The organism is Pseudomonas sp. GB2N2 (assembly GCF_054897705.1).
Map to the genome: position 1 here is coordinate 3,111,950 of NZ_CM142701.1, position 23,714 is coordinate 3,135,663.

Annotated in this window: 28 protein-coding genes; 10 read left to right on the forward strand and 18 right to left on the reverse strand. The window is 59.7% G+C overall.

Features of this window, described 5'->3' with window-relative positions:
* Positions 1–132 precede the first annotated feature (132 nt).
* Positions 133–1,152 (forward strand): DUF4917 family protein, encoded by a 1,020-nt coding sequence (locus ACYZT4_RS14460; protein ID WP_461980646.1) that lies wholly within the window; start codon positions 133–135, stop codon positions 1,150–1,152.
* A 35-nt stretch (positions 1,153–1,187) separates the two neighbouring features.
* Here ACYZT4_RS14460 and ACYZT4_RS14465 read toward each other — a convergent pair whose 3' ends face one another.
* Positions 1,188–1,493, reverse strand: coding sequence for a ribbon-helix-helix domain-containing protein (locus ACYZT4_RS14465; RefSeq protein WP_461980648.1), 306 nt, complete (start codon positions 1,491–1,493; stop codon positions 1,188–1,190).
* Positions 1,494–1,507: 14 nt separating this feature from the next.
* Positions 1,508–2,089, reverse strand: a complete 582-nt coding sequence (locus ACYZT4_RS14470) for a DJ-1/PfpI family protein (RefSeq protein ID WP_461980650.1) — start codon at positions 2,087–2,089, stop codon at positions 1,508–1,510.
* A 199-nt stretch (positions 2,090–2,288) separates the two neighbouring features.
* Between ACYZT4_RS14470 and ACYZT4_RS14475 the strand changes: the two genes are divergently transcribed.
* Positions 2,289–3,200, forward strand: coding sequence for a DMT family transporter (locus tag ACYZT4_RS14475; protein ID WP_461980652.1), 912 nt, complete (start codon positions 2,289–2,291; stop codon positions 3,198–3,200).
* Here ACYZT4_RS14475 and ACYZT4_RS14480 read toward each other — a convergent pair.
* The 3 genes from ACYZT4_RS14480 to ACYZT4_RS14490 all read right to left on the reverse strand — a co-directional run bounded on the left by ACYZT4_RS14480 (position 3,191) and on the right by ACYZT4_RS14490 (position 5,181).
* Positions 3,191–4,405: a class I SAM-dependent methyltransferase gene (locus ACYZT4_RS14480; protein WP_461980654.1), complete on the reverse strand. Its 1,215-nt coding sequence runs from the start codon at positions 4,403–4,405 to the stop codon at positions 3,191–3,193. The two genes, ACYZT4_RS14475 and ACYZT4_RS14480, sit on opposite strands and share 10 nt — an antisense overlap.
* 132 nt (positions 4,406–4,537) lie before the next feature.
* Entirely contained in the window at positions 4,538–4,900 is a 363-nt protein-coding gene (locus tag ACYZT4_RS14485; RefSeq protein ID WP_461980656.1) for a hypothetical protein, read from the reverse strand.
* 2 nt (positions 4,901–4,902) lie between these two features.
* Positions 4,903–5,181, reverse strand: a complete 279-nt coding sequence (locus ACYZT4_RS14490; protein WP_461980658.1) for an Ogr/Delta-like zinc finger protein — start codon at positions 5,179–5,181, stop codon at positions 4,903–4,905.
* Positions 5,182–5,481: 300 nt separating this feature from the next.
* On the opposite strand from ACYZT4_RS14490, the gene ACYZT4_RS14495 reads away from it, so the two are divergent.
* On the forward strand, positions 5,482–5,907 hold the full coding sequence (locus tag ACYZT4_RS14495; RefSeq protein WP_461980660.1) for a helix-turn-helix domain-containing protein: 426 nt from the start codon (positions 5,482–5,484) through the stop codon (positions 5,905–5,907).
* Between the two features lie 23 nt (positions 5,908–5,930).
* Here the strand turns inward: ACYZT4_RS14495 and ACYZT4_RS14500 are convergent, their stop codons facing one another.
* The 6 genes from ACYZT4_RS14500 to ACYZT4_RS14525 all read right to left on the reverse strand — a co-directional run bounded on the left by ACYZT4_RS14500 (position 5,931) and on the right by ACYZT4_RS14525 (position 9,076).
* Positions 5,931–6,212 (reverse strand): phage holin family protein, encoded by a 282-nt coding sequence (locus ACYZT4_RS14500; protein WP_461980662.1) that lies wholly within the window; start codon positions 6,210–6,212, stop codon positions 5,931–5,933.
* On the reverse strand, positions 6,209–6,565 hold the full coding sequence (locus tag ACYZT4_RS14505; protein WP_461980664.1) for a putative holin: 357 nt from the start codon (positions 6,563–6,565) through the stop codon (positions 6,209–6,211). Before ACYZT4_RS14505 ends, ACYZT4_RS14500 begins: the two co-directional genes overlap by 4 nt.
* The gene (locus ACYZT4_RS14510) at positions 6,552–6,854 is read right to left on the reverse strand and encodes a helix-turn-helix domain-containing protein (RefSeq protein WP_461980666.1); all 303 of its coding nucleotides are present in this window, start codon (positions 6,852–6,854) and stop codon (positions 6,552–6,554) included. The genes ACYZT4_RS14505 and ACYZT4_RS14510 overlap by 14 nt, the downstream gene beginning before the upstream one ends.
* A 130-nt stretch (positions 6,855–6,984) precedes the next feature.
* Positions 6,985–7,602, reverse strand: a complete 618-nt coding sequence (locus ACYZT4_RS14515) for a TPM domain-containing protein (protein WP_461980668.1) — start codon at positions 7,600–7,602, stop codon at positions 6,985–6,987.
* A 28-nt stretch (positions 7,603–7,630) separates the two neighbouring features.
* Complete coding sequence (locus ACYZT4_RS14520; RefSeq protein WP_461980670.1) at positions 7,631–8,377, reverse strand: TPM domain-containing protein; 747 nt, start codon at positions 8,375–8,377, stop codon at positions 7,631–7,633.
* Between the two features lie 90 nt (positions 8,378–8,467).
* Complete coding sequence (locus tag ACYZT4_RS14525; RefSeq protein WP_461980672.1) at positions 8,468–9,076, reverse strand: LemA family protein; 609 nt, start codon at positions 9,074–9,076, stop codon at positions 8,468–8,470.
* A gap of 239 nt (positions 9,077–9,315) precedes the next feature.
* Between ACYZT4_RS14525 and bglX the strand changes: the two genes are divergently transcribed.
* Positions 9,316–11,607, forward strand: coding sequence for a beta-glucosidase BglX (bglX, locus tag ACYZT4_RS14530; protein WP_461980674.1), 2,292 nt, complete (start codon positions 9,316–9,318; stop codon positions 11,605–11,607).
* A 68-nt stretch (positions 11,608–11,675) separates the two neighbouring features.
* Here the strand turns inward: bglX and ACYZT4_RS14535 are convergent, their stop codons facing one another.
* The 5 genes from ACYZT4_RS14535 to ACYZT4_RS14555 all read right to left on the reverse strand — a co-directional run bounded on the left by ACYZT4_RS14535 (position 11,676) and on the right by ACYZT4_RS14555 (position 15,988).
* Positions 11,676–12,833 carry a phospholipase D-like domain-containing protein gene (locus ACYZT4_RS14535; RefSeq protein ID WP_461980676.1) on the reverse strand — a complete coding sequence of 386 codons (1,158 nt, stop codon included), beginning with the start codon at positions 12,831–12,833 and terminating at the stop codon, positions 11,676–11,678.
* A 1-nt stretch (position 12,834) separates the two neighbouring features.
* Positions 12,835–13,425, reverse strand: coding sequence for a YceI family protein (locus tag ACYZT4_RS14540; protein WP_461980678.1), 591 nt, complete (start codon positions 13,423–13,425; stop codon positions 12,835–12,837).
* 115 nt (positions 13,426–13,540) lie between these two features.
* A complete protein-coding gene (locus ACYZT4_RS14545; protein WP_461980680.1) occupies positions 13,541–13,870 on the reverse strand; it encodes an amidase in 330 nt (109 codons plus the stop codon).
* Positions 13,867–14,961, reverse strand: a complete 1,095-nt coding sequence (locus ACYZT4_RS14550) for a serine hydrolase domain-containing protein (RefSeq protein WP_461980682.1) — start codon at positions 14,959–14,961, stop codon at positions 13,867–13,869. Before ACYZT4_RS14550 ends, ACYZT4_RS14545 begins: the two co-directional genes overlap by 4 nt.
* Before the next feature lie 148 nt (positions 14,962–15,109).
* A complete protein-coding gene (locus tag ACYZT4_RS14555; RefSeq protein ID WP_461980684.1) occupies positions 15,110–15,988 on the reverse strand; it encodes an acyl-CoA dehydrogenase middle domain-containing protein in 879 nt (292 codons plus the stop codon).
* Between the two features lie 154 nt (positions 15,989–16,142).
* On the opposite strand from ACYZT4_RS14555, the gene olsB reads away from it, so the two are divergent.
* Both olsB and ACYZT4_RS14565 read left to right on the forward strand, forming a co-directional pair.
* Complete coding sequence (olsB, locus tag ACYZT4_RS14560; protein WP_461980686.1) at positions 16,143–16,898, forward strand: L-ornithine N(alpha)-acyltransferase; 756 nt, start codon at positions 16,143–16,145, stop codon at positions 16,896–16,898.
* Positions 16,898–17,689 carry a lysophospholipid acyltransferase family protein gene (locus tag ACYZT4_RS14565; protein WP_461980688.1) on the forward strand — a complete coding sequence of 264 codons (792 nt, stop codon included), beginning with the start codon at positions 16,898–16,900 and terminating at the stop codon, positions 17,687–17,689. Before olsB ends, ACYZT4_RS14565 begins: the two co-directional genes overlap by 1 nt.
* Positions 17,690–17,735: 46 nt before the next feature.
* Here ACYZT4_RS14565 and ACYZT4_RS14570 read toward each other — a convergent pair whose 3' ends face one another.
* Positions 17,736–18,314, reverse strand: a complete 579-nt coding sequence (locus tag ACYZT4_RS14570) for an acyl carrier protein phosphodiesterase (RefSeq protein ID WP_461980690.1) — start codon at positions 18,312–18,314, stop codon at positions 17,736–17,738.
* A gap of 156 nt (positions 18,315–18,470) precedes the next feature.
* Here ACYZT4_RS14570 and ACYZT4_RS14575 point away from each other — a divergent pair, with 156 nt between their 5' ends.
* From ACYZT4_RS14575 to ACYZT4_RS14585, 3 genes are read left to right on the forward strand one after another with little or no spacing between them, the layout of a single operon-like run.
* Positions 18,471–18,773: an ArsR/SmtB family transcription factor gene (locus tag ACYZT4_RS14575; protein ID WP_461980692.1), complete on the forward strand. Its 303-nt coding sequence runs from the start codon at positions 18,471–18,473 to the stop codon at positions 18,771–18,773.
* Between the two features lie 35 nt (positions 18,774–18,808).
* Positions 18,809–19,978, forward strand: coding sequence for an MFS transporter (locus ACYZT4_RS14580; protein ID WP_461980694.1), 1,170 nt, complete (start codon positions 18,809–18,811; stop codon positions 19,976–19,978).
* 21 nt (positions 19,979–19,999) lie between these two features.
* Positions 20,000–21,049: an alkene reductase gene (locus ACYZT4_RS14585; protein ID WP_461980696.1), complete on the forward strand. Its 1,050-nt coding sequence runs from the start codon at positions 20,000–20,002 to the stop codon at positions 21,047–21,049.
* A 607-nt stretch (positions 21,050–21,656) separates the two neighbouring features.
* On the opposite strand, the gene emhR is transcribed toward ACYZT4_RS14585, so the two are convergent.
* Positions 21,657–22,289, reverse strand: a complete 633-nt coding sequence (emhR, locus tag ACYZT4_RS14590; protein ID WP_461980698.1) for an efflux system transcriptional repressor EmhR — start codon at positions 22,287–22,289, stop codon at positions 21,657–21,659.
* A 266-nt stretch (positions 22,290–22,555) separates the two neighbouring features.
* Between emhR and emhA the strand changes: the two genes are divergently transcribed.
* On the forward strand, positions 22,556–23,713 hold the full coding sequence (emhA, locus tag ACYZT4_RS14595; protein ID WP_461980700.1) for an efflux RND transporter periplasmic adaptor subunit EmhA: 1,158 nt from the start codon (positions 22,556–22,558) through the stop codon (positions 23,711–23,713).
* Position 23,714 lies beyond the last annotated feature (1 nt).

Sequence of the window (23,714 nt, forward strand, 5' to 3'; positions counted from 1 at the left end):
TTCGACTGTTCGATCCGGCGGATACCCACAGGATCGACCCATCGACCAGGCGCTAACTTGATCTGGCGCAAGTCCGGGTCGTGATAAAGTCGCCGCCCATCCGACCTTTTGCTTTTTGAGACAACGACCGCAATGACCGATTTCCAGGATGTCGATGCCCAGCTTGAAGACTGGAACGCCTTGCGCGCCACCACCTCGATCAGCGGCTTGCTGGTGGGCAACGGTGCCAGCCGCGCCGTGTGGGACGATTTTGGCTACGACTCGCTGTTCGAAAATGCGCGCACGGTCGAAGAAAAGCCCCTGAGCCAGTCCGAACTGAGCGTGTTCGAGGCGATGCAGACGCGCAGTTTCGAGCAAGTGCTGAGCGCGCTGAAAATCACCAGCCGGGTGAACAAGGCCCTGGCCGTCAGCTCCGCCGCGCCGCGCAATCGCTACTACGCGATCAAGGAAGCGCTGATCAACACCGTGCATGCGGTGCACATCCCGTGGCGGCTGGTGGTGCCTGCGACACTGGCGACGATCAGTCAGGAACTGAGCCGGTACCAGACGGTGTTCACCACCAATTACGACTTGCTCAGCTACTGGGCAATTCAACAGCAGCCGGACCGCATCACCGATCTGTTCCAGGGTGCCGAGCCGGGTTTTGATCTGAGCGCCACGACGACCGATAAAACCCGCTTGTTGTACCTGCACGGCGGTTTGCACCTGGTGCGCAATCAGGACGGCACGGCGCGCAAATTGATGTCGACCGAGGGCACGCTGCTCGGCAGTTTTGCGATCAACAACACGATCAAGACGCTGGATGACGTGCCGCTGTTTGTGAACGAAGGGCCGAGCGCGGACAAGCTCAAGACCATTCGCAGTTCGGATTACCTGTCGTTTTGTTATGACCAGTTATTGGGCCATGGCGAAGGCATGTGCGTCTTTGGGCATGCGTTGGGTGAGCAAGACAGCCATATCATTCATGCGTTGCGCCAGGCGAAACCGACGGTGGTGGCGATTTCGATCAACCCGCGCAGCAAGGCGTTTATCCAGCATCAGAAGCGGCACTACGCGAAGGTGTTTGAGGGGACGCGATCGCAGTTGCGATTTTTTGATTCGAAGACGCATGCGTTAGGGAGTTCCAAGCTCACCGTTCCTGTCGAGGTTTAGCGGCGACGCGGCTGACGCCTTCCACGCGGACTGCGCTACTTTGCGGCAACCCGCACCACCGACAGTTCAGGCGCAGCGACCCGCCGCTGCGCCAGATACCGCATACAACTCACCCGCAAGAACGAAGCGAAATTCACCACTTCGCCACGGTAATCCATCACCTCCTCATAGAGCTTGGCGATCAACTGGTTGGTGGTCATACCGTCGACCGCGGCGATTTCGCTGAGGATGTCCCAGAACTGATTTTCCAGGCGCAGGGTGGTCACCACCCCGCAGATGCGCAGCGAGCGAGAGCGCGATTCGTAGAGAATCGGATCGGCTTTGACGTAGAGCTCGCACATGCAAACGTCCCTCATTACAACGTGATTTTGGTGCCCAGCAAGCCGAGGAAACCGGCGAGCCAGCTCGGGTGGGCCGGCCAGGCGGGCGCAGTGGCCAGATTGCCTTGTACGTGGCCTTCCGTCACCGGTATATCGATGAACGTACCGCCGGCCAGCCGTACTTCCGGCGCGCAGGCCGGGTAGGCGCTGCACTCGCGACCTTCGAGAATCCCGGCGGCCGCCAGCAACTGCGCACCGTGACAGACGGCCGCGATCGGCTTGCCCGCCTTGTCGAAGGCGCGCACCAGGTCCAGTACTTTTTCGTTCAGGCGCAGGTATTCCGGGGCCCGTCCGCCCGGGATCAGCAGCGCGTCGTAATCATCTTCAGCGACGTTGGCGAAATCGAAATTGAGGGCAAACAGGTGACCGGGTTTTTCGCTGTAGGTCTGGTCACCCTCGAAGTCGTGGATCGCCGTGCGCACGGTCTGGCCGGCGGTTTTGTCCGGGCAGACGGCGTGCACCGTGTGACCGACCATCAGCAATGCCTGGAACGGCACCATCACTTCGTAGTCTTCGACGTAATCGCCGACCAGCATCAGGATTTTCTTGGCAGCCATGGGGAGAACTCCTCCGGGGAAATGCATTGGAGTATTCAAGGTAGACCTTATCCGCAGGGTCGGGTAACAACCCGCTACTACCGCGAAGGGGATGGTACAAACTGTACGGATAACTCTGCACCTAGCTGTAACAGCGGCAAACCCGATGTTTATGGCTAGATGAAGACATTCCCGCCACCCTGAACTCTGGTTGCCCATCATGTCCTCGCGAGAAAACACCGGCATGGCGCTTGGCCTGCTCGGCGTTGTGATTTTCAGCCTCACCCTGCCCTTCACGCGGATCGTCGTGCAGGAAATTCATCCGCTGCTCAACGGCCTGGGCCGGGCGCTGTTCGCGGCGGTTCCGGCAGCGATGCTGTTGCTGTGGCGCCGCGAAAAATGGCCGACCTGGAAGCAGGTCAAAGGCCTGACGCTGGTGATTGCCGGGGTCATTCTCGGCTTTCCGGTTTTGTCCGCGTGGGCCATGCAAACGTTGCCGGCGTCTCACGGCGCATTGGTCAACGGCCTGCAACCTTTGTGCGTGGCGCTATACGCCGCGTGGCTGTCCCATGAACGACCGTCAAAAGCCTTCTGGGCCTGCGCCGCGCTGGGCAGTGCGCTGGTGCTCGGTTACGCGCTGATCAGCGGCGCCGGCAGTATTCAGGCCGGGGATTTGTTGATGCTCGGCGCGATTGCCGTGGGCGGTCTGGGTTATGCCGAAGGTGGCCGGTTGGCCAAGGAGATGGGCGGTTGGCAGGTGATCTGCTGGGCGCTGGTGCTGTCGACACCGCTGCTGATCGGGCCGGTGACGTACCTGGCGCTGCAACATCAGGGCGAGATTTCAGCCAAGACCTGGTGGGCGTTTGGCTACGTCTCGCTGTTCTCGCAGTTCCTGGGCTTTTTTGCCTGGTACGCCGGGCTGGCAATGGGCGGCATTGCCCGGGTCAGTCAGATCCAGTTGTTGCAGATCTTCTTCACCATCGCGTTTTCCGCTTTGTTCTTTGGTGAACATATCGAGCCGATCACCTGGCTATTTGCGGGCGGGGTGATCGTCACCGTGATGCTTGGGCGCAAGACTGCAGTCAAACCTGCGCGCATTGCCACTGCAGGTGATGGGATGTTTCAGAGGTAATTGTCAGCGCGCAGCAAGGTTTCAAGGCAATGCTCGGTAATCTGATAAAAATCCTTCAACTCCTGAATCTTTATCAGCAACCGGGCCGGGTCCACCGGCTCGGCGCGTTTGACCGCCAAAATCATCTTGTTCTTGTTGGTGTGGTCCAGTGAAATGAACTCGAACACCTTGGTCTCGTAACCGCAGGCTTCAAGGAACAACGCGCGCAAGCTGTCGGTGACCATTTCCGCCTGCTGCCCCAAATGCAGACCGTATTGCAGCATCGGTTTGAGCAGCGCCGGACTCTGGATTTGCAGGCGGATCTGTTTGTGGCAGCACGGCGAACACATGATGATCGACGCACCGGAGCGAATGCCGGTGTGAATTGCATAGTCGGTGGCAATGTCGCAAGCATGCAGCGCGATCATCACGTCCAGCTCGCTCGGCGCCACGCTGCGCACGTCACCGCACTTGAACACCAGCCCCGGGTGATCCAGCTTCGCAGCGGCGGCGTTACACAAATCGACCATTTCTTCACGCAACTCGACGCCCGTCACCTCGCCTTCGGCGTTCAGGGTGTTGCGCAGGTAGTCGTGGATCGCGAAGGTCAGGTAGCCCTTGCCCGATCCGAAGTCCGCGACCCGCACCGGTTGGTCAAGCGCCAGTGGCGAGGTGGTCAACGCATGGCTGAAGACTTCGATAAATTTGTTGATCTGCTTCCACTTGCGCGACATCGCCGGGATCAGCTCGTGCTTGCTGTTGGTCACCCCAAGGTCCGCGAGGAACGGGCGACTCAGGTCGAGAAAGCGATTTTTCTCGCGGTTGTGCTCGGCGGACGGCACTTCACGCAATTGCTGAGGTTTGCTTTTGAACAGTGAAGATTTGCCCTTTTTGCTGTATTCGAGCTGGGCTTCGTCAGTCAATGACAATAAATGCGCATTCTTGAACGAGGCCGGCAGCAGCGCAGCGATGGTCGCCACGCCCTCGGCCAGCGGCAGGTTCTTGGTGATGTCTCGGGTTTTATAGCGATAGACGAGGGACAGGCACGCCTGATCCTTGACGGTCAGCTGCTTGATAATCAGCCGCTGCAAATCGGCTTCGGTACCGACGTATTTAGCCAGCACCAGTTTGATGAAGGCGCTGGCGTCGAGGCTGGTCTGCAGCAGATCAATGAATTGAGCATGATGATCCGGCGCATGGCTGGCGGGAGTGACGGTGACAGACATGAAAAACAGCCTCGGGCAGTGCGGATCAGGGAATGCCGGGTATTTTAGAGGGGTTGGGGATTTTGGGCACGGGGTTATTTTGCGGCAGGTCCTGGTCACGCTACCCAAGACCTGATTACACCTGTTGAAACTTCAGGGCTCCACTAATCGAAGTTTGCGACTGCTCGGCGAGTTGATGATGTATTTGACGATTAATCCCACCGGCACAGCCCAGGTCAAACCGTTGGCAGGGTCAGTGACCACGGCGACGGTTTCAGAACTCGCGTCGATATCCAGACGCCGTCGATCATGACTGGACTTGAGAATCCCGTAGGCATGACCGACCAGTTTTTCCGCCAGATGCATGGGCACATCGATGCTTTCCAAGTGCTTCACTGCACGACAGAACAATACCTGATCATCAATCAATGCATCGCCCTCATGACGGGCGAGGAATGCCTGGGCAATGGTCAGAAGCTCCGCGCTCAACTCCACAGTCTCATCGGTTCCAGCCATGTTCATGACTCCAGTGGTGTGTCCGTCGGTGTATGACTTTGCGCAACAGGCCGGGCGTCGCGGCGCAAGTCCGGTCCGGCGCAGGGCAGATGTACGGAGGGGTTGGGCATTCCACTGGGAGAAAGTTCGTGAGTCATTTCAAATTCGGCCCGAACCGACCAGCCGCAGGCTTCCGACGTACATTGCAGATAGGCTACCCGTAGAAAGATATGACGCCCCTCGCTGGTTCGGATTCGCATCCGGCTCAAGCAATGCGGACATACCATTTTGTAAGTACTCATGCTTGTTTCCCGGCGGTGATCGGGTGGCAATCAGCTTGATCAAACGCAATACTGCTTGAAATATTGAGTGCAGCGTTCCGGTGTCGCGAAAAGTGTCTGCCCGACAAAGGGAAGTGTTTCGGGCAGATTCTTAAAAAAAACGAGCCAAGCTCGTAGGAAATCACCCTGTTACCATTAGGAAGTTTCGACATCGTATTCTTCTGATTCATAGTTAATGATTGATACTTATTAAGTTAAAAATTACTCATTACGCATACGTTAAGCACTCAAAAAGCATATGTCAAAAGGAAGAGGCTCAAATTGCGTAGCAAAAAATCTCAAGATGTCCTGGCAAGACTAAAGCAGATAACCGGCACTAAAACCGACGCATCACTATCGTCAGCACTTAAGATCAGCCCGCAAACGCTCAGCAGCTGGAAAGGCCGCGACAGCACACCATACGCAATATGCATAGAAATTGCCCAGTCTCGCGGCATCTCTCTCGACTGGCTGCTGCTGGGTGAGGGACCTATCCTGCGACCCGCACCGAAAGAATCACGCGAGAGTTCTCAAGAAAGTACAACGCGGGAAAACACCATTCTCGGGCTATGGCGATTACTCGACGAAGACGGCCGTTGCGCCATACAACACGCACTGTTAGAAAAACAACGCCTGCGAGATCTGGAACTCAAACTGTCGGAAATGGCCTCTGCCCTTTCATCGCTTCAACAATCAGACAAAACGTGAAACTGCGAACCTTTCAAAGTTAATTACTTCAAGGCGTGCCACAACAACATGATGTTTCCGCCGCTGCGAATGATCACTGCACATGACAAGACGCTCATGCTTGCGTGCCACGGACTGACCGGTGCCCATGCCAGTAATACATCCATTCCAGCCACACACAACGCCCCGCCGAGCAGACTGATCAATAGACCGTCACGCCAACAATGATGCTTTTCGTTACGCTGATAGCACGCCAGCCTGAAGGCACTCACCAAATGTGCTACGCCGGTGGTCAGTATCAGAGCAATCGTTTCATTGCCCATCATCCTCGCCCCCTGAAGTAACGAATGATCTCACCGAGACCGGCACCGTCGATCCACTGCATGATCTTGATACTGATGGGAATAACCGTCAGCGCGCACAAAAACGCTGTCACGCCTGTGGTCAGGAAAGGCGCCAACTGCAGCGCGACCGGCGTAAAGAGATAGCCAACGCCGGCCGATAAAAACCAGCTGCCTATTCGCTGCCACGCCTTGAAGTTGCTGCGCGTGGTGGTGACCAGCCACGCCCCCAGTGAAGCGCCGAACATCGCTTCGCCGTCAATCGAAGGCAATGTCGCAATACCCAGCCCCAGCAAGAGCCCACCAATACTGTTGTAAGCCGAGTCAGACAGGCTCATCGGCACCTCGCACAACCGAATTGCCAACGCTGAGGGCTCCCGACTCCATGGCTTTGATCAACGCTGCACTGCGAGAACTGACGGCGAACTTGCGGCGAATATTGGAGAAGTGAAAGTTGATGGTGGATTCCGAACAATTCTGAATCCGGGCGATCTCCCAGGATGTCTTGCCTTTGGAGCACCACACCAGGATTTGCGTTTCCTTCGCGGTCAGCTGTGCCGGCGGCGTGTTTTCCTCGCCACCGGTTGCTGTACGGGAAGAAGGGTCAAGCGATCGATGCGTTGGCATATGGCTCTCTCTGTCAGAACGCCCGTTACAGAGCGCTAGCTGTTAGAAAGAGATGCTGACGAATTGCCTGACCCCGGACAACAGGCGGCGGTTGTACCGTGGTATGCGACAAAGCGCTCTATATCAAGACTTAGCCGAGAACAACCAGTCGGTTCGGCAACTCATTTCTCACCTGCGTCACCGGCACATGCACTTTAAGCAACTCGCCGCATGCTTCCACGCACGTCACAAAGCCTTGCAACGTCTGACCCTGTTTCACCTGCTGGGTAAACGCCGCGACAATCGAATCCCAATGCTTGTTGTCCAGTCGTTTGGAAATCCCTTCATCTACCAGAATTTCCACGTAGCGCTCGGCCTCGCAGACGAAAATCAGCATGCCGGTGCTGCCCACAGTGTGGTGCAGGTTCTGCTCCAGAAACTGCCGGCGCGCCAGGTTAGAAGCGCGCCAGTGACGCACCGAACGCGGAATCAGGTACGTGGTGATTTTCGGGATACGGAACAGCAGGCACAGCACGATAAACGCCAGCCATTGCACCAGCAGCAGGCTGTGCAGGGTCAGCCAGCCGGTCAGGTAATGCACGACACCCGGCACCACCAGCGCCAGCAGGCTGGCCCATAGCAGCGGGATATACGCATAGTCGTCGGCGCGGGCTGCGAGCACGGTCACCAGTTCGGCGTCGGTGTCGCGCTCGACCCGGGCAATCGCCTCGGCGACTTTGCGTTGTTCGTGTTCAGTCAGTAAGGCCATGTCGTTAAATGCTCTTCTATTATTGTTATCACCAGCCGCCCGACGAACCGCCGCCCCCGAAACTGCCACCACCGCCGCTGAAGCCCCCGCCTCCACCGCCGCCACCCCCAAAACCACCACCGCCGAAACCACTGGAACCGCCTCGACTCGCCGGCAGTATCCCGAACATCTGCAACACAAAAACCGTCAGGATGAACAGCAACACCAGGAACACGAAAATCCCCGGATGCCGGGACACGAAGTCACTTTCCTGATTGCCGCCGGAGTCATAGACCGTCGACGGCTCATCCAGCGGACTGCCGCCCAGCACCACCAGCATCGCCGCGACCCCGTCGCTGATGCCTTTGCTGAAGTTGCCGGTCTTGAACGCCGGGGTGATCACCTGATTGATGATCACCGAGCTCTGCGCATCGGTCAGGCGATCTTCAAGGCCATATCCCACTTCGATGCGCAATTTGCGCTCGTCACGCGCGACGATCAGCAGCGCGCCGTTGTTCTTGTCCTTCTGACCGATGCCCCAATAGCGGCCCAGTTGATAGCCGAAGTCGGCAATCTCGGCGCCTTGCAAGTCCGGCAACGTCACCACGACCAACTGTTCGCCGGTGGCTTTTTCATGCGCATCGAGCTGTTGCGTGAGTTGCTCGCGCACCGACGGCTCGATCATCTGGGCGTTGTCCACGACTCGCCCGGTCAACTGCGGAAACTTCAGTTCGGCCTGGGCCGTCAGGGCAAACACCCAAAGCACCAGTACCAGGCCCACTTTCAACACGCGCATTGGCAACCTCATAGAAGCAGCGACAAGTTTCAAGCGGCAAGCGACAAGTAGTAGCGATTCGAGTTGTCCTTGGCGCTTGTGGCTACGTTCTTAAAATTTCACTTGCGGTGCTTTTTCAGCATCCGGCGTGGTCGCCTCGAAGGTTTCGCGGATCGGCAGGTCGCTGTACATCACGCTGTGCCACAGGCGCCCGGGGAAAGTGCGGATTTCGGTGTTGTACTTCTGCACCGCGAGAATAAAGTCACGCCGCGCCACGGCGATGCGGTTCTCGGTGCCTTCCAGTTGCGATTGCAACGCCAGGAAATTCTGGTTGGCCTTCAGGTCCGGATAACGCTCGGACACCACCATCAAACGGCTCAAAGCCCCGGTCAACTGATCCTGCGCCTGCTGGAACTGCTTGAGTTTTTCCGGATTATCCAGCGTCTTGGCATCCACCTGAATCGACGTCGCCTTGGCCCGGGCTTCGATCACCGCGGTCAGGGTTTCTTCTTCGTGCTTGGCGTAGCCCTTGACGGTTTCCACCAGGTTGGGAATCAGGTCGGCTCGGCGCTGGTATTGGTTCTGCACCTGGCCCCAGGCGGCTTTCGCCTGTTCGTCGAGGGTCGGAATGGTGTTGATGCCGCAACCGGCCAGCAACGTGGCCAGCAACATCAAGGCTGCGACCTGCAGGCTTGATCGAGTGGGGTGTCGTACATTCATCTGGTTTGATGCTCCCTTGCACATTCCGTTGAAAAAACAACCAGCAACATTCTGACCGGACTCTTGGGGCATAATCTGCCGCCACTACTGGATTGCATCGAGCCAATGGGCTAAAAGATGCCCCAGCGCAAAAAAACACTGCAGAAGTGTGCTGCATTTACCTGAACAACAATAGTCGCTCCCTAAATTTTGGCTGACCGGCGTATTCACTGCCGTTTAGGCCCTTGAGAAAACTATTCATGAAGAAGCTGTGTTTGCTGGGCCTGTTCGTCAGCCTGGCCAGTCATCACGTACTGGCCGCCACGACCCCCGCACCCCTGGAGAACAAGGACGCTTTCATCAGTAATCTGATGAAGCAAATGACCCTCGATGAAAAAATCGGCCAGTTGCGCCTGATCAGCATCGGCCCGGAAATGCCTCGGGAGCTGATCCGCAAGGAAATCGCGGCAGGCAACATCGGCGGCACGTTCAATTCGATCACCCGCCCGGAAAACCGTCCGATGCAGGACGCAGCCATGCGCAGTCGGCTGAAGATCCCGATGTTCTTCGCCTATGACGTGATCCACGGCCACCGCACGATTTTCCCGATCCCGATTGCTCTGGCCTCGAGCTGGGACATGGACGCCATCGGCCTCTCCGGGCGCATTGCCGCCAAGGAAGCCGCCGCAGACAGCCTCGACATCACCTTCGCACCGATGGTCGACATCTCCCGCGACCCGCGCTGGGGCCGCACCTCCGAAGGCTTCGGTGAAGACACCTACCTCGTGTCGCGCATTGCTGGCGTGATGGTCCGGGCCTTCCAGGGCAGTGGTGCAAACGCCGCCGACAGCATCATGGCCAGCGTCAAGCACTTTGCCCTGTACGGCGCGGTCGAGGGCGGTCGCGACTACAACGTCGTCGACATGAGCCCGGTCAAGATGTACCAGGATTACCTGCCGCCTTACCGCGCGGCGATTGACGCCGGTGCCGGCGGGGTGATGGTTGCGCTGAACTCGATCAATGGCGTGCCGGCCACGGCCAACACCTGGCTGATGAACGACCTGTTGCGCAAGGAATGGGGTTTCAAAGGCCTGGCGGTCAGTGACCACGGGGCGATTTTCGAGCTGATCAAGCACGGCGTTGCCGCTGACGGTCGCGAAGCCGCGAAGCTGGCTATCAAGGCCGGCATTGACATGAGCATGAACGACACCCTGTACGGCAAAGAGCTGCCGGGGCTGTTGAAAGCTGGCGAGATCGAGCAAAGCGACATTGATAATGCCGTGCGAGAAGTGCTCGCCGCCAAATACGATATGGGCCTGTTCAAAGACCCGTACCTGCGCATCGGCAAAGCAGAAGATGATCCGGCGGACACCTACGCCGACAGCCGCCTGCACCGCACCGAGGCCCGCGACGTCGCGCGCCGCAGCCTGGTGTTGCTGAAGAACCAGGGCGAAACCCTGCCGCTGAAAAAAACCGCGAAGATCATGCTGGTCGGCCCATTGGCCAAGGCACCGATCGACATGATGGGCAGTTGGGCCGCCGCCGGTAAACCCGCACAATCGGTGACGCTGTTCGACGGTATGAACGCTGCCGTCGCCGACAAAGCGACGCTGATGTACGCCCGTGGCGCCAACATCACCAGCGACAAAAAGGTTCTGGATTACCTGAACTTCCTCAACTTCGATGCGCCAGAAGTGGTCGACGATCCGCGCTCGGCCCAAGTGCTGATTGATGAAGCGGTAACAGCGGCCAAGGACGCCGACGTGATCGTCGCGGCAGTCGGCGAGTCCCGTGGCATGTCCCACGAATCGTCAAGCCGCACCGACCTGAACCTCCCGGCCAATCAGCGCGAGTTGCTCAAGGCCTTGAAAGCCACCGGCAAACCGCTGGTATTGGTGTTGATGAACGGCCGTCCGTTGTCGATTCTCGAAGAGAAAGACCAGGCCGACGCGATTCTGGAAACCTGGTTCAGCGGCACCGAAGGCGGCAACGCCATCGCCGACGTGCTGTTCGGCGACTACAACCCGTCAGGCAAACTGCCGATCACGTTCCCGCGCTCGGTGGGTCAGATTCCGACTTACTACAACCACTTAAGCATTGGCCGGCCATTCACGCCGGGCAAACCGGGCAACTACACCTCGCAGTATTTCGATGACACCACCGGTCCGCTGTTCCCGTTCGGCTTCGGTTTGAGCTACACCGATTTCAGCCTGACCGACATGGCCCTGTCATCGACCACACTGAACAAGACCGGCAAGCTCGACGCCAGCGTCATGGTGAAAAACACCGGCAAGCGCGACGGCGAAACCGTGGTGCAGCTGTACATCCAGGACGTGACCGGCTCGATGATCCGCCCGCTGAAGGAGCTGAAGAACTTCCAGAAAATCACGCTCAAGGCCGGCGAGCAGAAAGTCGTGCACTTTACCGTGACCGAGGATGACTTGAAGTTCTACAACGCCCAGCTCAAGTACGCAGCGGAACCGGGCAAGTTCAACGTGCAGATCGGCCTGGATTCCCAGGACGTGACGCAGCAGAGCTTTGAACTGCTGTAACCCTTCAAACACTGCAAAACCTGTGGGAGCGAGCCTGCTCGCTCCCACAGTGGTTTTTGGGGAGACGACTATCCCCGGCGATCCAGCAGATTCACCACCAGCCGGTCCACCCATCCCCAAATCCTCTGCTTCACCCGCCGCCACAGCGGCCGGCGTTGCCAGGCTTCGAGGCTGACGCTTTCGCTCTGTGCAAAATCCCGCTCGAAACTCGCCGCCACGTCCCGCGTCAGTCCCGGGTCCAGTGCCTCAAGGTTGGCTTCCAGGTTGAAGCGCAGATTCCAGTGATCGAAGTTGCACGAGCCAATGCTCACCCAATCGTCGATCAAGACCATTTTCAGGTGCAGGAAACACGGCTGGTACTCGAAGATTTTCACCCCGGCCTTGAGCAATCTCGGGTAATAGCGATGCCCGGCGTAGCGCACTGACGGGTGATCAGTGCGCGGGCCAGTCAGCAGCAAGCGCACGTCAACGCCTCTTGAAGCGGCGCGACGCAGGGATCGGCGGACTTTCCAGGTCGGCAGGAAGTAGGGCGTGGCCAGCCAGATGCGTTTATGGCCACTGTTCAACGCACGCACCAGCGATTGCAGAATGTCCCGGTGCTGTCGGGCGTCAGCGTAGGCCACTCGACCCATGCCCTCGCCCATGGATGGCACCCGCGGCAATCGCGGCAGGCCGAAGTGCGAGCCGGGTTTCCAGGCGCGGCGGTGGCGGTTGGCGATCCATTGGCGGTCGAACAGCAGTTGCCAGTCGATCACCAGTGGGCCGGTGATTTCCACCATCACTTCGTGCCATTCGCTGGTGTCTTCCCCCGGCGTCCAGAATTCATCGGTGACACCCGTGCCGCCAACCACCGCCATGCTCTGGTCGACCAGCAACAGCTTGCGGTGATCGCGGTAGAAATTGCCGACCCAGCGCCGCCAGCTCAGGCGGTTGTAGAAGCGCAGCTCGACGCCGGCCGTCGTTAGCCGCTGACGCAAGGTCAGGGTAAACGCGAGGCTGCCGTAATCATCGAACAGGCAGCGCACCCGCACACCGCGCTCGGCGGCCTGGACCAGTGCCTGAACCATGGCTTCGGCGCAAGCGCCTGCCTCCACCAGGTACAGTTCGAGTTCAACCTGCTCTTCGGCACGGGCAATCGCCACCAGCATCCGTGGGAAAAACTGCGGACCGTCAATCAGCAGCTCGAAGCTGTTGCCTTCACGCCAGGGAAAAATCGCGCCGGCCATGTCAGCGCGCCGTAAAAATCAGCACCGCACCCACCGGCACCGAGAGGCTGATCGCCGACAACTCGGCGAGTTTGCGCAAACGGTCCAGCCCCGGCGCGAGGTCGAAATCCGCAGCGTTGATCACCAGCGGTTCGAGGGTCACCACTTGAAAGCGCCGGTCATCAAGACGGGTCGCCAGCAGTTCTGCGTTGTATTCATGAGTTTTGCCGTGGAGGTTGACGGTCACCGGCAGGCGCAACTCAAGCTGGGCACCAGGCGCGAGGTCGTTGACCGGGCGCAGATCGATTCGCGCGGTGATCAAGGCTTCGGGGAAGGTCTGGATGTCGAACAGCTCCTTGCGCATGCGTTCGTCACGCAACGGGATACCGCTATTTACCGACTCCAGTTCGACTTCCACCTCGGCCAGGCCCGTGGGACTGACCTTGCCGTGCAACACCAGAAAGCGCTGCACTTCGGAAATGTTGGCGTTTTTGGTGCTGATGAACGACAGCCGCGAGGATTCGCCGTCAAGGTACCAATTGGCCTGAGCCGAGAGCGAGACGCCGGCCAGCAGCAGGACGGCAACGGTTTTGCAGAGGGACCGCGTGAACATAAAGACTCGTGCTGAAAAGAAACCTGCACGAACCATAACCGCCCGGGAGCAAGATGCAAACCTGTAGCAGCTGCCGAACGCAGCCTTCGGCAGCCGCTACAGAGGAATGAGTTATTCAGGGATTCAAGCGACAGCCCTGACGTTCACCGACCCATTGCGCACTGTTGCTGCGGCCCATGCCGCTAACCGTCACGGTTTTGCCGGCCGGGTCATCCATAAAGTCACTGGTCGGGAACCACTGCTTCACGTAGCTGCGGCAATACTCAGCGGGGTTGTTCATTACGTAGCGACACGAACAGTATTCCTTCGCGGTGTAGCCGCTGATGATGTCGGGGAACGCCCCCAACGCCACCCTTTCCTGCCAGATCCAGCCGAGTAAGGCGATCAGCAGGACAAGCCCCAGCGTGCTGAACGGTCGGCGACGGACAAAACTGCGACGGCTCATGGTTGCACCGGCGCGGCGACGGCGTTGCGCGTGAGACGGAGCAATTCGTTGTGCCGGTAGCTGGCATCGCGGTCATCGGCGTAGCGCACGATCACCAGGTGTTCGCTCGGAATCACGTACATCGCCTGGCCCCAATGGCCGAGCGCGGCGAAGGTGTCTGCGGGGGCATCGGACCAGGGTCGGGCGACGCCATCGGCATCGCGATTGAGCCACCACTGGCCACCCGGCACCGCATCGTCTTGATGAGCCCGATAGTGCGCGAACGGTTCACGATTGAACGCGACCCAGTCTTTGGGCAGCAATTGCCGATCCTTCCAACGTCCGTCACGCGCCATCACCAGGCCGACCCGAGCCAGATCTCGCGCGGTGAGGTAGGCATAGGACGAAGCGACAAAAGTACCCGTGGCGTCGGTTTCCCACACCGCGTGGCGAATGCCCAGCGGCTCGAACAGCGCCGTCCACGGATAGTCTGCATAACGCGCCGCGCCGACGATGTCTTTCAGCGCAGCGGACAACAGATTGCTGTCGCCACTGGAGTACCGAAAGGCCTCACCGGGCTTGGCATTTTCAGCGTGATCGGCGGTGAACGCCGCCATGTCGCGGTGACCGCGGGTGTAGAGCATCGCCACCACCGAAGACTTCAACGGCGCGTATTCATAGTCTTCCTGCCAGTCCAGCCCCGAGGCCCAGTGCAGCAGGTCGGCCAGGGTGATGGCCGGGTGTTTGCCCAGCGCCGGATAGAACTTCAGCACCGGGTCCCGAAGCGTGAACAGGCCTTCGCCGTAGGCGACGCCGAAGACCGTGGCCATGAGGCTTTTGCTGATGGACCAGGTCAGGTGTGGCGTATCGGCAGTGGTCGGGCTGGCGTAGCGTTCGTAGATCAGTTGGCCGTCGCGGATCACCAGCAGGGCGTCGGTGCGGATGCCTTTGCGGGTGGCGTCGTCGCGGGGTGGGAAGGCGTAGTTCACCAGTTCCTGAAGCGCCGGTCCGCTGAGGGTTGGGCCGGTTGACCATTGCTCGGCAGGCCAGTTTTCGGCGCGGGCCGCGAGGCTGAGCAGCAGCAGGAAAATCAGGGACAAGCCTTTGGACATGGCGGGGGCTCGGAAGGATGAACCTGGTGAGCCTAGTCGAGGTTGATGACAGTTTTGGAGTTTGTGTCGTTCATGACGGCGTCTTCGCGAGCAAGCCCGCTTGAAATGCGTTCCCCTGTGGAAGCGGGCTTGCTCGCGAAGGGGCCAGTCAGACCACAGCCAGTGCCTTGGCCAACCGCTTGCCCCTCGCCCCCGCCGCCAACGCCATCACCGCCTGATCCCGCTGCCACATCGCGGCCCATTCCGGTGGCCCATCGGCCAACGCCTGATCCAGCTCAACCTTCAACCCGTCAAACTGGGCAAACAACCCGCCTAGCAACACATGTCCTGCCGGATTGTTCGGCGCCTGCCGGCTGACTTCCGCGCACCCGGCCAGCAGCGCCAGCAACCGCAACTGCAAGGCTTGCGGCCAGTCGCTGTCCTGCCCGACGCCGTACAACCAGGCGGTCATCGCGCTTAACACGTAAATGTCTTCCAGGGTGCGGAACGGTTTGACGTACGCATCCCAACCGTCCCCCGCGAGCAATTCACACAGGGCATTGTCGAGGAATAGCCGACCGTGGCTGATGTCCGGCATCAACGGGATCGCCGGGAGTTTTTCCACGCGCACGCCCGGTTCGCCGGGATAGACCACCGCCAGACTCAGCTGCGGAGCGCCGCCGGGTTCCTCGCTGCGCGCGGCGATCAGCAGCCAGTCCGCGGCGTCGCCAGCGGTGACGAAATCCTTGCGCCCGCTCAAGCGCAAGTCCGTCAAACGCGTCTGCATGTCTGCCACCCGCAGGCTGCGCTGTTCGGTTGCGCACAACGCGCCGAGGCTCAGCGGCGCGCTCGGCCAGAGCATGCGCAGCGCTGCCTGATAGCCCACCAGAAACGCCAGGCCCGGGGTCGCCATAAGGCGCCCGCCCGCCACCGCCAGCTCGAACGGGGTGACCGTCCCCAGTTGGTGCAACAACGTGACGAAACCTTCCGCCAGGTCGGGTTGGGCGGGCAGGCGATCGCGGCGTTTCAACACGGTTTGCCAAGGCATAAGAGGCTCCTCGAGGGCTGTCATATAAGCATCACCAAAGCTTCATGGCGATGACACCGGGGCTACATAGCCTGACTTTGCACAACAAGGCTGGATAAAGAAAGTCGATCCGCTGTAACCCAAAGACGGGTGAGCAGCCCGCACGGAGATTCCCATGACCCAGATCGCCCGCATCCGCGACACCGGCAACGAACGTCGCCTGCAAGCCGAACGCCTGGTCGGCGCCGATGCTTTGCAGGAAGCCCAGGCCTTGCGTTTCAACGTGTTCAGCGGCGAATTCAACGCCAAGCTGAAGGGCGCGGAGCTGGGTCTGGACATGGACGACTACGATGTTCACTGCGCCCACATCGGCGTGCGCGACCTGAATACCGGGCGCCTGGTGGCCACCACCCGTTTGCTCGACCACACGGCGGCCAGCAGCCTGGGCAAGTTTTACAGCGAAGAAGAATTCAGCCTGCACGGCCTGATCCACCTCAAAGGCCCGATCCTCGAAATTGGCCGCACCTGCGTCGACCCGGCCTACCGCAACGGCGGCACCATCGCGGTGCTCTGGGGTGAACTGGCCGAAGTCCTCAATCAGGGCGGCTACAGCTATTTGATGGGTTGCGCGAGCATCCCGATGCAGGACGGCGGCATTCAGGCCCATGCAATCATGCAGCGCCTGCGCGAACGTTATCTGTGCACCGAGCACCTGCGCGCCGAGCCGAAAAAACCGCTGCCGACGCTGGATATCCCCTCGAACGTCATTGCCGAGATGCCGCCGCTGCTCAAGGCCTACATGCGCCTTGGGGCGAAGATCTGCGGCGAACCGTGCTGGGACGAAGACTTTCAGGTCGCCGACGTGTTCATCCTGCTCAAGCGCGACGAACTCTGCCCGCGCTACGCCAAACACTTCAAGGCGGCCATGTGATGAGCCGTCTGCGGGTGTACGCGCGGATTGCGCGAGTGCTGGTGGTGGTGACGCTGGGGCTGAGCATGGCCACGCTGTTCGGCGTGTTCGAACGCCTGGGCACCGCCCATTCGATGGTCCGCCGCCAGCGCTGGTCGCGGTTTTTCATGGCGCGACTGGCCAATGCCCTGCCCTTTCGCGTGACGGTGCACGGTGAATTGCCGAAGGAATCGATGCTCTGGATCAGCAATCACGTGTCCTGGACCGACATTCCGCTGCTGGGCATGCTCACGCCGATGTCGTTCCTGTCCAAGGCCGAAGTGCGCACTTGGCCGGTGGCCGGCTGGTTGGCGGCGAAGGCCGGCAGCCTGTTTATCCGCCGGGGTTCGGGTGACAGCCAGCTGATCCGCAAACAGATGACCCGTCATTTGGAGCAGGCGCACCCGCTGTTAATGTTCCCGGAAGGCACCACCACCGATGGCCGTTCATTGCGCACGTTTCATGGCCGCTTGCTGTCGGCGGCGATTGATTCCGAAGTAAAGCTGCAACCGGTGGCCATTCGGTATCTGCGCGAGGGTGAAGTGGATTCGCTGGCGCCATTCATCGGTGATGATGACTTGCTCTCGCACCTGATGCGCTTGTTCGCCAATGACCGGGGTGAGGTGGAAATTCATCTGCTCAAGCCGATTGCCTGCGAAGGCCGGGAACGCGCGGCGTTGGCGTATGAAGCGCAGCAGGCGGTGCAGAAGGCGTTGTTTGGGGCGATTCCGGAAAAACAACGAGCGCCAATGCGCCCCGCCATCGCTGCCTGAGCACGTACCCCCTGTATGAAACGGCTTGCCGGCTCCTACAGGGGATTTATGTTGTTGGCGGGTTTTGGGCGAAGGCCTGGAGCTGGGGGTAGAACAACCGAAAATCCTCGCTCAACGGCTCATACAACGCCCGCAATTCCTCCATTGCCGCCGCCAGTTCCTCAGGCTTGGTCAGCCGCCGTGAAATCCCCCGCAGCACCTGCTCCAACACTTCAAAATCTCGATAAGAACCCAACCAGTCATGCGCCACCATGTGCGGCGCAATCCGCGCCAAACGTTCCGGCAGCTGCGGTTCGGCGGACAGCACCCGGTATACGTCCGAGGTGAACAATTCCAGCGGCTGATCCGCGTACAACATCCAGTCCCGAGCCAGGCAATGGTCGAAAAACACATCAAGCACGATTCCGGCGTAACGTCGGCGGGTCCGGGAAAACCTCGACAGCGCGACATCCACCAACGGATGGCGGTCAGTAAACACGTCGATGCGCCGATGCAACTGGATGGCCGCCTCGATCTCCGGGTCGAACTGCCCTTGCAGCCGTCCTTTGACGAAATCGCCATACAGACTGCCGAGCAACTGACCGGGACGTTGGCCACCAAGGTGAAGATGGGCGAGATAGTTCATGGCGCGCAGCTTAGCACTGCGCCATCCATATCGTTATAACCCGATATACCGTTTTTCGCAGTCTTCAAAACAAAATCATATTTGTATATCGCGAAACAACGATTTAAAGTTCGCTCCATCGCGATATAGCGTTTTACTCATCACGAGCCCCCAGCCATGAACATCAACCTCGACGAAATAATAAAAGCCCTGGCACATCCCGTACGGCGAGAAATCCTGCACTGGCTCAAAGACCCGGACGTCGAATTTCCCGATCAGAGCCACAGCAACGAGCACGGCGTTTGCGCCGGACAGATCGATCAGCGTTGCGGTTTGTCGCAGTCGACGGTTTCCGCACACCTGGCGACCTTGCAACGCGCCGGACTGATCAGCAGCCGCAAAGTCGGCCAATGGCATTTTTTCAAACGTAATGAGGAAACCATCCAGGCCTTCCTCAGCACCTTCAGTAAAGAGCTCTGACCCTTAACGTCAGTCAGCCCGACAAGGAATCCACCATGCCCCTCTCGCTCCTCATCCTGGCCCTGAGCGCCTTCGCCATCGGCACCACCGAGTTCGTCATCATGGGCCTGCTGCCCGACGTGGCGGCGGACCTTGGCGTGTCGATTCCCGGCGCCGGCTGGCTGGTGACCGGTTACGCCCTGGGCGTGGCCATCGGTGCGCCGTTCATGGCACTGGCCACCGCCAAACTGCCACGTAAGGCCGCACTGGTGGCGTTGATGGGCATCTTTATCATCGGCAATCTGCTTTGCGCAATGGCAACCGACTACGACGTGCTGATGTTTGCCCGCGTGGTTACCGCACTGTGCCACGGTGCGTTCTTCGGTATCGGATCGGTGGTGGCGGCAGGCCTGGTGCCGGCCAACAAACGCGCCTCGGCCGTGGCGCTGATGTTTACCGGCCTGACGCTGGCCAACGTGCTCGGTGTGCCGCTGGGCACTGCGCTCGGTCAGCAATACGGCTGGCGCTCGACCTTCTGGGCGGTGACGGTGATCGGTGTGATCGCCTTGATCGGCCTGATCCGCTTCCTGCCGGCCAAGCGCGATGAAGAGAAACTCGACATGCGCGCCGAACTGCGCGCCCTCAAAGGCGCCGGTATCTGGCTGTCGTTGAGCATGACCGCGCTGTTCGCCGCATCGGTCTTCACCCTGTTCACCTACGTCGCGCCGCTGCTGGGCGAAGTCACCGGCGTTTCGCCACGGGGCGTGACCTGGACCCTGATGCTCATCGGCCTCGGTCTGACCGTCGGCAACATCATCGGCGGCAAGCTGGCCGACAAAGGCCTGGCAGCGACGCTGATCGGCGTGTTCATCAGCATGGCGGTGATCTCCACCGTGTTGACCTGGACCAGCGTCGCGCTGATCCCGACCGAAATCACCCTGTTCCTCTGGGCCACCGCGTGTTTTGCCGCTGTGCCAGCCCTGCAAGTCAACGTGGTGACCTACGGCAAGGCCGCTCCGAACCTGGTCTCGACCCTGAACATCGGCGCCTTCAACGTCGGCAACGCACTCGGCGCCTGGGTCGGCGGCAGCGTTATCGCCCACGGTTTCGGCCTGACCAGCGTACCCCTCGCAGCAGCCGCCCTGGCGGTACTCGCCCTGGTGGTGACGCTGATTACTTTCCGTCAGAGCGGCAATCCCGAACTGGCTCCTGCTACTTCCAACTGATCTCCATAAGAGAACTGATTCATGACGACTATTTTCGATCCGATCAAACTGGGCGACATCGAACTCGCCAACCGCATCATCATGGCGCCGCTGACCCGCTGCCGCGCCGACGAAGGCCGTGTGCCGAACGCGCTGATGGCCGAATATTACGTACAACGCGCCTCCGCCGGCCTGATCCTCAGCGAGGCCACCTCGGTCACGCCGATGGGCGTCGGCTACCCGGATACCCCGGGCATCTGGTCCAACGACCAGGTGCGTGGCTGGGCCAACGTGACCAAAGCGATCCATGGCGCGGGCGGCAAGATTTTCCTGCAACTGTGGCACGTGGGCCGGGTGTCCCACACGTCGTACCTGAACGGTGAAGCACCGGTTGCACCGAGTGCCATCAAGCCGGAAGGCCACGTCAGCCTGGTACGCCCACTGGCCGACTACCCGACGCCGCGCGCACTGGAAACTGCTGAAATCGCCGACATCGTCGACGCTTATCGCACCGGCGCCGAGAACGCCAAGGCCGCCGGTTTTGACGGCGTGGAAATCCACGGCGCCAACGGTTACCTGCTCGACCAGTTCCTGCAAAGCAGCACCAACCAGCGCACCGATAATTACGGCGGCTCCCTGGAAAACCGTGCACGCCTGCTGCTGGAAGTGACTGACGCAGCGATCGAAGTCTGGGGCGCCGGCCGTGTCGGTGTGCACCTGGCACCGCGCGCCGACTCCCATGACATGGGCGACGACAACCTGGCCGAGACGTTTACCTACGTCGCGCGTGAACTGGGCAAACGTGGCATCGCATTCATCTGCTCCCGCGAGAAAGAAGGCGCCGACAGCCTCGGTCCGCAAATCAAGGAAGCCTTCGGCGGTCCGTACATCATCAACGAACGCTTCACCAAGGACAGCGCCAACGCCTGGCTGGCCAGCGGCAAGGCCGACGCGGTCGCCTTCGGCGTGCCGTTCATTGCCAACCCCGACCTGCCGGCTCGCTTGAAGGCCGATGCGCCGTTGAACGAGGCGCGTCCGGAGTTGTTCTACGGCAAAGGCCCGGTCGGTTACATCGACTATCCGACGCTGTAATCGCCAATCGTAGCAACGCAAAAGCCCCGACTCGAAAGAGCCGGGGCTTTTTGTTACCTGAAACTCGAGATTTAACACGATTCAATGTGGGCGATTCCACGTTGCACCGCAGCCGGGATTTTCAGGTTGTGGGTTGTGTGCATGTCCATTTCTGCGGTTACGGCTGCTGTTGGTTTGCCCGGCGGCAATTAACCAAGCGCTGTTGCCCCTTTTTTGTCCGGTGCCTCGCTCCCGTCCTGCGCCGTGGAGCAAGCAGATCAACAGCGCGAGGCGACCTGATAGCCGACCTGGCTCTGGATGGACGCATTCCCCTGTAGGAGCGAGCCTGCTCGCGATGGACGTCCACGATAACGCGTGCTGCCTGGATGAACGCGTTGTCCGGGCGTTTTTCGCGAGCAGGCTCGCTCCTACAGGCTGATTGGTCTGATGACCGAACTCAGATCACTAGCCGTCCTGACACAAAATCCCTACAAAATACTGAGGGTGCTATCTGTCATCGAGGTGAGCCGACGTATATAAAAGCACCCCATTGTCGCGAATCGGGTGAATAACCGTTCATCTGCGCCTGCAACGATTGACACCCGTTGATCCAATTACGCATTTTGTTTCAATTGCGCAGGCTGGGGCTCAAGCGCAGCATGTCCAATCCTGCATCGACCCACCGAACGGCTTCGACGTGCAGTTGGAAACTGTCGGGCGCCAATAGCCATTGATACAGGATGCCGTCGATATACGCATGCAGGCTGATGGCGGCGCGGGCGGTGTCGAGATCGTCCGGCAACTGCCCCCGATTCACGGCATTACGCAAGGCCAGGCCGATGCGCACGTTGCAATCGAGGCTGACCTCCCGGCGCTGCTGGCGCAGATCGCACATTTCATCGGTGAATTCGCACTTATGGTACAAAATCTCATTGATGCGTCGCGTTTTCGGGTCCATGGCAACCTGATGAAACAAATGAATCAGCAATTTGCGCATGCAGCCCAATGGGTCGAGTTCATCCTCGCTTTCACTGGCTTTGGCCATCTCATCCAGCGGCTCATGCAACGTATCGAGCATGGCCTGCAACAGATCCGCCTTGTTACTGAAATGCCAGTAGATGGCCCCGCGAGTCACGCCGGCCAGGGTAGCGATGTCCGCCAGCGTGGTGCGCGCAACGCCCCGTTCGAAGAAAGCTTTTTCGGCCGCTTCGAGTATCTGGCTACGGGTTTCCTGAGCTTCCTCTTTGGTACGACGGACCATGGCAGTACAACCTCAATCAGGGTGCTTCAGCGATGTCTGAACGAGCGCTGAATAAATGTGGGGCGAACGTTCTTGGGTATCGTCCCCGGCCTACAATTCAAACCTTTGAAGCCGCTTTTGTGACGGTGAGAATACACAGCAAAGGTATTTACAAACAACCATGAATGTAAGTATATTCCTTAGCAAGCTACTTATCCACACAGCGCACCTTTTTTACCCTTACACATTTCTTGTGCGCAACTTGCGCGCCTGACCCGAGGATTTTCATGCAATTCAAGCCAGCTGTTACCGCTCTGGTCACCGCCGTCGCCCTTGCATCGCTGCTCAGCGGATGTAAAAAGGAAGAAGCGGCGCCGCCCGCTCCACCGCCTCAGGTCGGCGTCGTCACCCTGCAACCGCAAGCATTTACCCTGACGTCCGAGCTGCCAGGTCGCACCAGCGCCTACCGCATCGCCGAAGTTCGCCCTCAGGTCAACGGCATCATTCTCAAGCGTCTGTTCAAGGAAGGCGGCGACGTCAAGGCCGGCCAGCAGCTGTATCAGATCGATCCAGCCGTCTATGAAGCCACGCTGAAAAGCGCCGAAGCCAACCTGCAACAGACCAAATCGATTTCCGATCGCTACAAGCAACTGGTTAACGAGCAAGCTGTTAGCCGTCAGGAATACGACACCGCCCTGGCCAACCGCCTGCAATCGGAAGCCACGCTGCAAACCGCCCAGATCAATGTGCGCTACACCAAGGTTTACGCCCCACTGTCCGGTCGTATCGGCCGTTCAAATGTGACCGAAGGCGCGCTGGTCACCAGTGGCCAGGCCGATGCCATGGCGGTGATCCAGCAACTCGACCCGATCTATGTCGATGTCACCCAGTCTTCCGTGGAGCTGCTTGAACTGCGCCGCGAACTGGACAGCGGTCGCCTGCAAAAGTCCGGCGATAACGCGGCAGCGGTCAAGCTGACCCTCGAAGACGGCAGCCAGTACACGCTCGACGGTAAACTCGAATTCTCCGAAGTCTCGGTTGATCAGACCACCGGTTCCGTGACCCTGCGGGCAGTGTTCCCGAACCCGGATCACACCCTGCTGCCTGGCATGTTCGTACATGCCCAGCTTCAGGCCGGTGTGAATGCGGCCGCGATCCTGGCGCCGCAACAAGGCGTGACCCGCGACCTCAAGGGCACCCCGACCGCGCTGGTCGTCGGCCCGGACAACAAGGTCGAGCTGCGGCAGCTCAAGGCCAGCCGCACTGTCGGCAGCCAGTGGTTGATCGAAGACGGTCTGAAGGCCGGCGATCGCCTGATCACCGAAGGCTTGCAATTCGTCAAACCCGGCGTCGAAGTCAAAGCGACCGAGGCCACTAACATTGGCGCAAAGAACCCGGCCCCCGCACAGGCAGCTGACAAGGCTTCCAGCGGCAAAGGGGAGTAAA

Bases quoted from the DNA above. Each gene is read 5' to 3' on its own strand.
- ACYZT4_RS14465 (WP_461980648.1), bottom strand. From the start codon at position 1,493: ATGTGCGAGCTCTACGTCAAAGCCGATCCGATTCTCTACGAATCGCGC.
- ACYZT4_RS14460 (WP_461980646.1), top strand. From the start codon at position 133: ATGACCGATTTCCAGGATGTCGATGCCCAGCTTGAAGACTGGAACGCC.
- emhA (WP_461980700.1), top strand. From the start codon at position 22,556: ATGCAATTCAAGCCAGCTGTTACCGCTCTGGTCACCGCCGTCGCCCTT.
- ACYZT4_RS14535 (WP_461980676.1), bottom strand. From the start codon at position 12,833: ATGGCCGGCGCGATTTTTCCCTGGCGTGAAGGCAACAGCTTCGAGCTG.
- ACYZT4_RS14575 (WP_461980692.1), top strand. From the start codon at position 18,471: ATGAACATCAACCTCGACGAAATAATAAAAGCCCTGGCACATCCCGTA.
- ACYZT4_RS14580 (WP_461980694.1), top strand. From the start codon at position 18,809: ATGCCCCTCTCGCTCCTCATCCTGGCCCTGAGCGCCTTCGCCATCGGC.
- ACYZT4_RS14555 (WP_461980684.1), bottom strand. From the start codon at position 15,988: ATGCCTTGGCAAACCGTGTTGAAACGCCGCGATCGCCTGCCCGCCCAA.
- ACYZT4_RS14480 (WP_461980654.1), bottom strand. From the start codon at position 4,405: ATGTCTGTCACCGTCACTCCCGCCAGCCATGCGCCGGATCATCATGCT.
- ACYZT4_RS14490 (WP_461980658.1), bottom strand. From the start codon at position 5,181: ATGAGTACTTACAAAATGGTATGTCCGCATTGCTTGAGCCGGATGCGA.
- emhR (WP_461980698.1), bottom strand. From the start codon at position 22,289: ATGGTCCGTCGTACCAAAGAGGAAGCTCAGGAAACCCGTAGCCAGATA.
- ACYZT4_RS14565 (WP_461980688.1), top strand. From the start codon at position 16,898: ATGAGCCGTCTGCGGGTGTACGCGCGGATTGCGCGAGTGCTGGTGGTG.
- ACYZT4_RS14505 (WP_461980664.1), bottom strand. From the start codon at position 6,565: ATGAGCCTGTCTGACTCGGCTTACAACAGTATTGGTGGGCTCTTGCTG.
- ACYZT4_RS14485 (WP_461980656.1), bottom strand. From the start codon at position 4,900: ATGGCTGGAACCGATGAGACTGTGGAGTTGAGCGCGGAGCTTCTGACC.
- ACYZT4_RS14525 (WP_461980672.1), bottom strand. From the start codon at position 9,076: ATGAATGTACGACACCCCACTCGATCAAGCCTGCAGGTCGCAGCCTTG.
- ACYZT4_RS14540 (WP_461980678.1), bottom strand. From the start codon at position 13,425: ATGTTCACGCGGTCCCTCTGCAAAACCGTTGCCGTCCTGCTGCTGGCC.
- ACYZT4_RS14500 (WP_461980662.1), bottom strand. From the start codon at position 6,212: ATGATGGGCAATGAAACGATTGCTCTGATACTGACCACCGGCGTAGCA.
- ACYZT4_RS14510 (WP_461980666.1), bottom strand. From the start codon at position 6,854: ATGCCAACGCATCGATCGCTTGACCCTTCTTCCCGTACAGCAACCGGT.
- ACYZT4_RS14550 (WP_461980682.1), bottom strand. From the start codon at position 14,961: ATGTCCAAAGGCTTGTCCCTGATTTTCCTGCTGCTGCTCAGCCTCGCG.
- ACYZT4_RS14520 (WP_461980670.1), bottom strand. From the start codon at position 8,377: ATGCGCGTGTTGAAAGTGGGCCTGGTACTGGTGCTTTGGGTGTTTGCC.
- bglX (WP_461980674.1), top strand. From the start codon at position 9,316: ATGAAGAAGCTGTGTTTGCTGGGCCTGTTCGTCAGCCTGGCCAGTCAT.
- olsB (WP_461980686.1), top strand. From the start codon at position 16,143: ATGACCCAGATCGCCCGCATCCGCGACACCGGCAACGAACGTCGCCTG.
- ACYZT4_RS14515 (WP_461980668.1), bottom strand. From the start codon at position 7,602: ATGGCCTTACTGACTGAACACGAACAACGCAAAGTCGCCGAGGCGATT.
- ACYZT4_RS14545 (WP_461980680.1), bottom strand. From the start codon at position 13,870: ATGAGCCGTCGCAGTTTTGTCCGTCGCCGACCGTTCAGCACGCTGGGG.
- ACYZT4_RS14570 (WP_461980690.1), bottom strand. From the start codon at position 18,314: ATGAACTATCTCGCCCATCTTCACCTTGGTGGCCAACGTCCCGGTCAG.
- ACYZT4_RS14475 (WP_461980652.1), top strand. From the start codon at position 2,289: ATGTCCTCGCGAGAAAACACCGGCATGGCGCTTGGCCTGCTCGGCGTT.
- ACYZT4_RS14585 (WP_461980696.1), top strand. From the start codon at position 20,000: ATGACGACTATTTTCGATCCGATCAAACTGGGCGACATCGAACTCGCC.
- ACYZT4_RS14470 (WP_461980650.1), bottom strand. From the start codon at position 2,089: ATGGCTGCCAAGAAAATCCTGATGCTGGTCGGCGATTACGTCGAAGAC.